Raw genomic sequence first — 6,094 nt, 5'->3', positions numbered from 1 at the left:
CCTTTCCTACCTTCCCTTCGACAATCACAATCAATAACACCCCAGAAGACAGGTCTTGTGGTGTCATAAAAGCACGGGAAGTGACATAGCCCGCTTCGATATAGTGATTAGAGATATTGCGAAGATAGTCATTGATAGTATTGAGTCCGATACAGCCTGACTGGAAGCCACTGACATCAGTCAGTGTATTGCTGTCGTAAATGGTGTTGCCTTGAAAAGCGATGGCCTCAATCTCGAGACACTGGCTGCTTTCTATTGGTTTGGGTTCAGGCAGTGTAGGTGTTGGGACGAGTTGTTGAAGCGAACTAGTGTTTTGCTCAAGCTGCTCTAAACGCTGCTTTTGCTCATTTTCAATATCTTGACTCGTTAAAGGGCCGAGTGGCAGCTCCACCGCTTGAGCCGCGATTGGAGGCACACTGAAAACAGTCAGTATGAGCAGTAACTTATCACGCATTTTGCGTATAGAAACATACAAGTAACGCATATCAGATGATCAGGACCTTTAGTCTTAGTAGAACTGATCGAATGATTACCATATAAAACCTAAATAAAATGTAAGATGGTCAGTAGGAATTATTCAAACTGGAAATAACCTCTTAAAAGATCGGCCTGCTAATGATGACATTGTTATTAATTAAACATCGCCTTACAGCTTAGCCTGTCGGACTAAGACTTTTCCGACAAATAATGCTGGAAGTATTTGCCATTGATTGGCAGAGAAAAATTTATGCACTTCTGGCGAGTGAAACCACGCTCAAATCCGCTTTGGTATTGCCGAAAGGCGAGTATGTTGTGAGGCCGATATCAGAAACGAACTTATTTTCTAACTCTGCTGTTTTAGTGCTTGCGGCTTGGACCGTTGCGCACCAAATCTTGTCCTGTTTGGAACACTTCTTCTGTAACCCAACGGCCTAAAATGAGTTGGTGCTTATCGTCTAGTACAGCAACGAATCGGCGGCCGTCCTGGTTGTTGGTTGCCATGGCAACGCCTGCGGCATTCTTAAGCTCTAACACACCGCTCTCGACGGCGATAAGGAAAGCTTCAAGTTCTGCTAAATCAGCAATAATTTTGTCGTCTTTGATCATCGGAGTTATCTCTTTGCTCTAACCTTCTCTGCATGTTTTTGTTATTCAGAGAGGTGATTCTTATTTTGTCGCTACTTTAACGATCATAGTGGCTAAAATCCACTGCTGCACCCTAGGTTGGCCTCAACCGCTTGCCATTTAATCCGTGTTTGTGCCATTCACGCCTTTGAATGCCCGTTCGTCTCATTACTCTGAATACTTTTTTCTCTGAGCGTAATCTTTGACCATCACACGATCAAAGGAATAGTCAGATGAAAACAGTAACATTCGCTAGCTTCATTCTATGTAGCTTACTCACAGCCTTTCCCTCGTATTCTACGCCAACAGAGGCCGTCATCGCCGAATACAACTTGGCAGGGGCTTGCGACGATCAGTAAGGGGCTCGATCTATTAGCCAGTCAATCGACGCCAATTGAACAGCAATAGATTCGTCAGGGACTGCCAGAGTCATTACTGGCTAGATCGATTGCAGGTGCGACGTTCACTTCGCTTCCCGATATGTTCAATCACTTCGAACGAGGCTACGACTTATATATTGAACTGCTTGCTGACGAGTCGTTTAAACAGCAGAACTACGATGCAATCTCTTGGGTTTATCTCTACGCAATACGTGCTGCACTTCGAGCGGAAGATAAGCATCAGGCGCAGCAATGGATATCAGATATGCAAGCAAAAGCGCCGCAACATCCATTGACTCTTCAGGCGCAAGCCCTTGTTGATTCAGCAGCTTAAGGTGGCGTTATGATTAACTTCCAGCAAATCAGTAAGCAGTATTGCATTGGTCAGCAGCAAGTGAACGCACTGAGCGAAGTCAGTGGTCAGATTGCCAAGGGAGAAATGGTTGCACTCTGTGGTCCCTCTGGCTCAGGCAAACGGGATTGCAGATGGAGGGGCTCTAACCACTCGTTTGTTAGCCAGTGATAAGGTTCGTGGAGTCCAACCCCGCGTAGAATTTACAGGCCTAGTGTCGAATGGCAGTAAATCGACGATTTTTGTTGGCACTGGCGTTAATGAACGCGAGTTCGATATGAAAGGTCCCTTTCTTGATGTTCGAGAAGGTAAAACGCTTTCGAGTACCCAATCATCTCGGTACGAACCAAGCGAACCAGAAGTGATGCTTGGTATCGATTTGGCGCGTAACCTCAGTGTCAAAACTGGTGACTGGGTCACTTTACTCGCCACAACCAGTGATGGTGCGCTCAATGCCTATGATTATAAAGTTCGCGGCATCTATTCAACCGGCGTTCCTGAGCTCGATAAACGTCAGTTGTATCTTCATATTGATTCTGTGCAGCAACTGCTGAACAGCAACAAAGTGAGTACCTTGTCGGTGTTTTTGTTTGATACTAAACAAACCGAGTCTATGGCGCTTTGGGTTAACCAACAGTTATCTCAAATGAACTTAGCTCAGCCGCTAGAGGTGACACCTTGGCAGCAAAGGGCGTTTTTCTACAGCAAAGTCAAAGACTTATATGACCGAATTTTTGGCATCATGGGCGCGGTCATGGCTTTGGTTGTATTCGTTGCTCTGTTTAACACAATGACAATGTCCGTGACAGAACGCACTCGCGAGATCGGCACCTTATCCGCATTAGGGACTTACCCCAATGAGATCGTTTCTGGTTTTGTTCGAGAGGCCGCGCTGCTTGCCGTGATCGGCTCTATGATTGGTGGAGTACTGAGTTTACTGGTCAGCGGTTTGCTTATGGTGGTTAATATCAAAATGCCTCAGCTTGATGGGATGGCCGCTGCCAAGATACTGGATAAGAGCGATACTGAGACTCAGATTGTTTTCATAACGGCATACGATGAGTATGCTTTACAGGCTTTTGAGACTAATGCTGTCGATTATTTACTTAAACCTTTGTCAGAGAAGCGGTTAGAGCAATGTATCGCCAAGCTTAAAGTGAGGCTTAACACCAATATACCACCTTTACAGCCCAATATGTCGATGCTGCTTGATCAGATTCAGCAGATAAGTCAGCAAGCGAAGCCGACTTATTTGAGTTGGTTGCGTGCCAGCAGAGGGGACGACATTCATCTTATCGCAGCGAGTGATGTCCTCTTTTTTAAAGCTGAGGACAAGTACGTGTCTCTTTTTGCCAAAGAGGGTGATAAAAAGGTGGAGTACTTGTTGAGAACTTCGCTGAGAGAGTTATTGCAGCAGTTAGATCCGCAGCAGTTTTGGCAGATTCATCGTTCAACGATTGTCAATGTGTCGGCAGTTGAAAAGGTCAAAAAAGTCATTACCGGTAAGATGGTGGTTGTGATTGGAGGAGAAAAGCTGCCAGTGAGTCGTGCAATGCAAAGCCAGTTTACCAATTTGTGGTAATCGAGAGACAAGCTGTGTAATCTCACTCTAACATCCTATCTAAGAGCTCATCGAAGGAGCGGTAATATGTCGACCAACAACAAACTTTATTATGTCTATGATCCCATGTGCTCATGGTGTTGGGGATATAAACCCGTGTGGCAGAAAGTATCGCAACAGCTCGAAAGCAAGATAGAGATACAGTACGTACTCGGTGGTTTGGCACCGGATTCCGACCAGCCGATGCCAGAAGAGATGCAACGCCAAATCGCCTCATATTGGAAGAAAATAGAGGATTTTCTTGGTACAGAGTTTAACTATGATTTCTGGCAAAAGAATACGCCTCGTCGTTCTACCTATCCGTCATGTCGGGCTGTCCTTGCCGCTCGCAAGCAAGGAGCTGAGCAAGCTATGTTGAGTGCGATTCAACACGCTTATTACCTAGAGGCAAGAAACCCCAGTGACAATGAGGTTCTACTCTCTCTTGCAGCCAACATTGGGCTGGATACAGCAAAATTTGAAGTGGATTTTTTCTCAGCAGAGCTTAATCAAGAGTTTCTTCAAGAGCTGGAGTTTGCTCGTCGTATCGGTGGAAACAGCTTTCCTTCACTGTTTGTTGCCAACGAACAAGGAATTATAGAGCTGCAAGTGGATTATCAGTCCGCAGAAGCAACGATTGAGCAAGTCGAACAGATACTGTCTTGGTAAGGACATGATTGAAAAGAACAACACCGGACACGTGTCCGGTGTTTTTTTATAGCTCTAGGGCATAAGATTCGTACGGGCTCAACGTGAGTGAGTTCCCTAACTCAGTAAGTGCAACGCTATTGGTGATCAAGGTGGTTACCTTACGACTTTGCAGGTGACTTGGTAATGGGACGATTAGCCTTTCGGCACTAAAATTACTCACGACCACAAAGTGTTGTTGATCATCTTTTCTCTCATAGGCAAACACTTGCGGATGTTGTTCGAGCAGCGGAATGAAATCACCGTAGACGATGACAGGATGGGTTTTACGCAAGGATACTAGCTGTTTGTAGTGATAAAAGATTGAATCATGATTGGCAAGGGCATCTGCCACGTTAATGTGTGGATAGTTTGGATTGACTGCAATCCAAGGTGTTACGTTGGTAAAACCCGCTTGATTGTCGTTATTCCATTGCATCGGTGTACGAGCATTGTCACGACCGTTTTGGTGAATTGCCTCCATCATATGCTCGTGACTAGTACCTGAGTCGGTTTTCACTTGGTAAAAATTGAGCGTTTCGATGTCTTTATATTGGTCGATGGTATCGAAGGCTACATTGGTCATGCCAATCTCTTCACCTTGATAGATATAAGGTGTCCCTTTCATAAAGTGCAGCGTGGTTGCCAACATTTTCGCTGATTCAACTCGGTATTGTTTGTCGCATCCATATTTAGACACAACACGCGGTAAGTCATGATTGTTCCAAAACAGTGAGTTCCAACCTTGGTTGTTGAGTTCGACCTGCCATTTGGTGAGAACTTGCTTAAACCTATTTAGGTCGAGTGGAATGGGCTGCCATTTATCGCCGTCTTGCCATGTCAGTGTAATGTGCTCAAACTGGAACACCATGGACAATTCCTGCCTTGCGGGGTCACTGTACAATTTGGCAATTTCAGGTGTTGCTCCCCAAGTTTCTCCCACCGTTAGAAGGTCTTTGCTGCCAAAGGTGGCTTGATTCATTTGTTGTAACAGTGGGTGTAGACGTTCACCATTCCCTGTAATACCTTTATCTATCTCTTTACCAATCAGATCGATGACATCAAGACGGAAGCCGCCAATACCTTGGTCAATCCACCAGTTCATCATCGCAAAGATGTGTTCGTGAAGTAGCGGGTTTTCCCAGTTAAGGTCAGGCTGGCGTTTTGAGAATAGGTGAAAGTAGTATTGCTGGTTGTGCTCGTCCCACTGCCAAGCGCTACCTCCGAAAATAGAGCCGATATCACTTGGTGGCGTGCCGTCTGCGTTCGCATCTCGCCAAATGTAAAAGTCGCGATACTTGCTGTCAGCGCTTTGCTTTGCATCGACAAACCATGGATGTTCATCCGAGGTATGGTTTACTACTAAATCCATTACAATGCGGATCCCACGCTGTTTGGCTTGTTCAATGAGTGCTCGCATGTCGTCCATGGTGCCAAACTCAGGAGCGATGGCCTGATAATCTGAAATATCGTAGCCGTTGTCGTCCATCGGAGATTGATAGACTGGAGAAAGCCAGATCACGTCAATTCCCAGATTTTGCAGGTAATCTAGCTTACTGATGATGCCTTGAAGGTCACCGATACCATCATCATTTGAATCACAAAAACTACGTGGATAGATTTGATATACCACACTGTTATGCCACCAACGTTTGTCCATTTTGTTGCCCTAATATTCGAATTGTTGAGGGAAATATAGCGAATTTTTGGCGACAAAAATAATCCTGATTACCCCCGACTTTCAGCCATACTAAAAGCGTCTATACTTAATGTATTGTTATGGGAGGGTTTGGTATGCCAAAGAATCAGATTCAATTCCAAAGTGGGATTTCTATTCCTCGATTTCTAAGTCTTTATGGCACAGAAGAACAATGTCAGAAACGCTTATTTTCATTGCGCTGGGAGAATGGCTTCATGTGCCCTAATTGTGGCTCTACGAGCTACTGCCAGCTTAGGTCACGTCCCCTTTAT

At 45.1% G+C, this 6,094-nt stretch carries 8 protein-coding genes and 2 pseudogenes; 7 read left to right on the top strand and 3 right to left on the bottom strand.

Annotation, left to right across the window (positions count from 1 at the left end; genetic code table 11):
* Together QTN94_RS19010 and QTN94_RS19005 are read right to left on the bottom strand one after the other, a co-directional pair.
* The coding region (locus QTN94_RS19010) for a POTRA domain-containing protein (RefSeq protein WP_331428533.1) at positions 1-484 on the bottom strand (484 nt) is incomplete at its 3' end.
* Between the two features lie 353 nt (positions 485-837).
* Positions 838-1,086 carry a hypothetical protein gene (locus QTN94_RS19005; RefSeq protein WP_138970518.1) on the bottom strand — a complete coding sequence of 83 codons (249 nt, stop codon included), beginning with the start codon at positions 1,084-1,086 and terminating at the stop codon, positions 838-840.
* A 251-nt stretch (positions 1,087-1,337) separates the two neighbouring features.
* Between QTN94_RS19005 and QTN94_RS19000 the strand changes: the two genes are divergently transcribed.
* The 6 genes and pseudogenes from QTN94_RS19000 (at position 1,338) to QTN94_RS18975 (ending at position 4,105) form a co-directional block, all read left to right on the top strand.
* Positions 1,338-1,463, top strand: coding sequence for a hypothetical protein (locus QTN94_RS19000; RefSeq protein ID WP_331428532.1), 126 nt, complete (start codon positions 1,338-1,340; stop codon positions 1,461-1,463).
* 121 nt (positions 1,464-1,584) lie between these two features.
* Entirely contained in the window at positions 1,585-1,818 is a 234-nt protein-coding gene (locus QTN94_RS18995; RefSeq protein ID WP_331428531.1) for a hypothetical protein, read from the top strand.
* 9 nt (positions 1,819-1,827) lie between these two features.
* Positions 1,828-1,959: pseudogene (locus QTN94_RS18990) on the top strand (lipoprotein-releasing system ATP-binding protein LolD); the annotation flags it as partial.
* A pseudogene (locus tag QTN94_RS18985) lies at positions 1,955-2,968 on the top strand (FtsX-like permease family protein); the annotation flags it as partial. The pseudogenes QTN94_RS18990 and QTN94_RS18985, both read left to right, overlap by 5 nt.
* Before the next feature lie 63 nt (positions 2,969-3,031).
* Entirely contained in the window at positions 3,032-3,418 is a 387-nt protein-coding gene (locus tag QTN94_RS20690; protein ID WP_443088809.1) for a LytR/AlgR family response regulator transcription factor, read from the top strand.
* A gap of 66 nt (positions 3,419-3,484) precedes the next feature.
* On the top strand, positions 3,485-4,105 hold the full coding sequence (locus QTN94_RS18975; RefSeq protein WP_331428530.1) for a DsbA family protein: 621 nt from the start codon (positions 3,485-3,487) through the stop codon (positions 4,103-4,105).
* Positions 4,106-4,151: 46 nt separating this feature from the next.
* On the opposite strand, the gene QTN94_RS18970 is transcribed toward QTN94_RS18975, so the two are convergent.
* Positions 4,152-5,783: a glycoside hydrolase family 13 protein gene (locus tag QTN94_RS18970; protein ID WP_331428529.1), complete on the bottom strand. Its 1,632-nt coding sequence runs from the start codon at positions 5,781-5,783 to the stop codon at positions 4,152-4,154.
* Between the two features lie 119 nt (positions 5,784-5,902).
* On the opposite strand from QTN94_RS18970, the gene QTN94_RS18965 reads away from it, so the two are divergent.
* Positions 5,903-6,094: transposase (locus QTN94_RS18965; protein ID WP_443088808.1), on the top strand; the 192-nt coding region annotated here is incomplete at its 3' end.

This window comes from Vibrio sp. M250220, assembly GCF_036533795.1.
Taxonomy (GTDB): Bacteria; Pseudomonadota; Gammaproteobacteria; order Enterobacterales; family Vibrionaceae; genus Vibrio.
The sequence above is the reverse complement of the archived record's forward strand: the minus strand, read 5'-3'. Positions and strand labels throughout refer to the sequence as shown.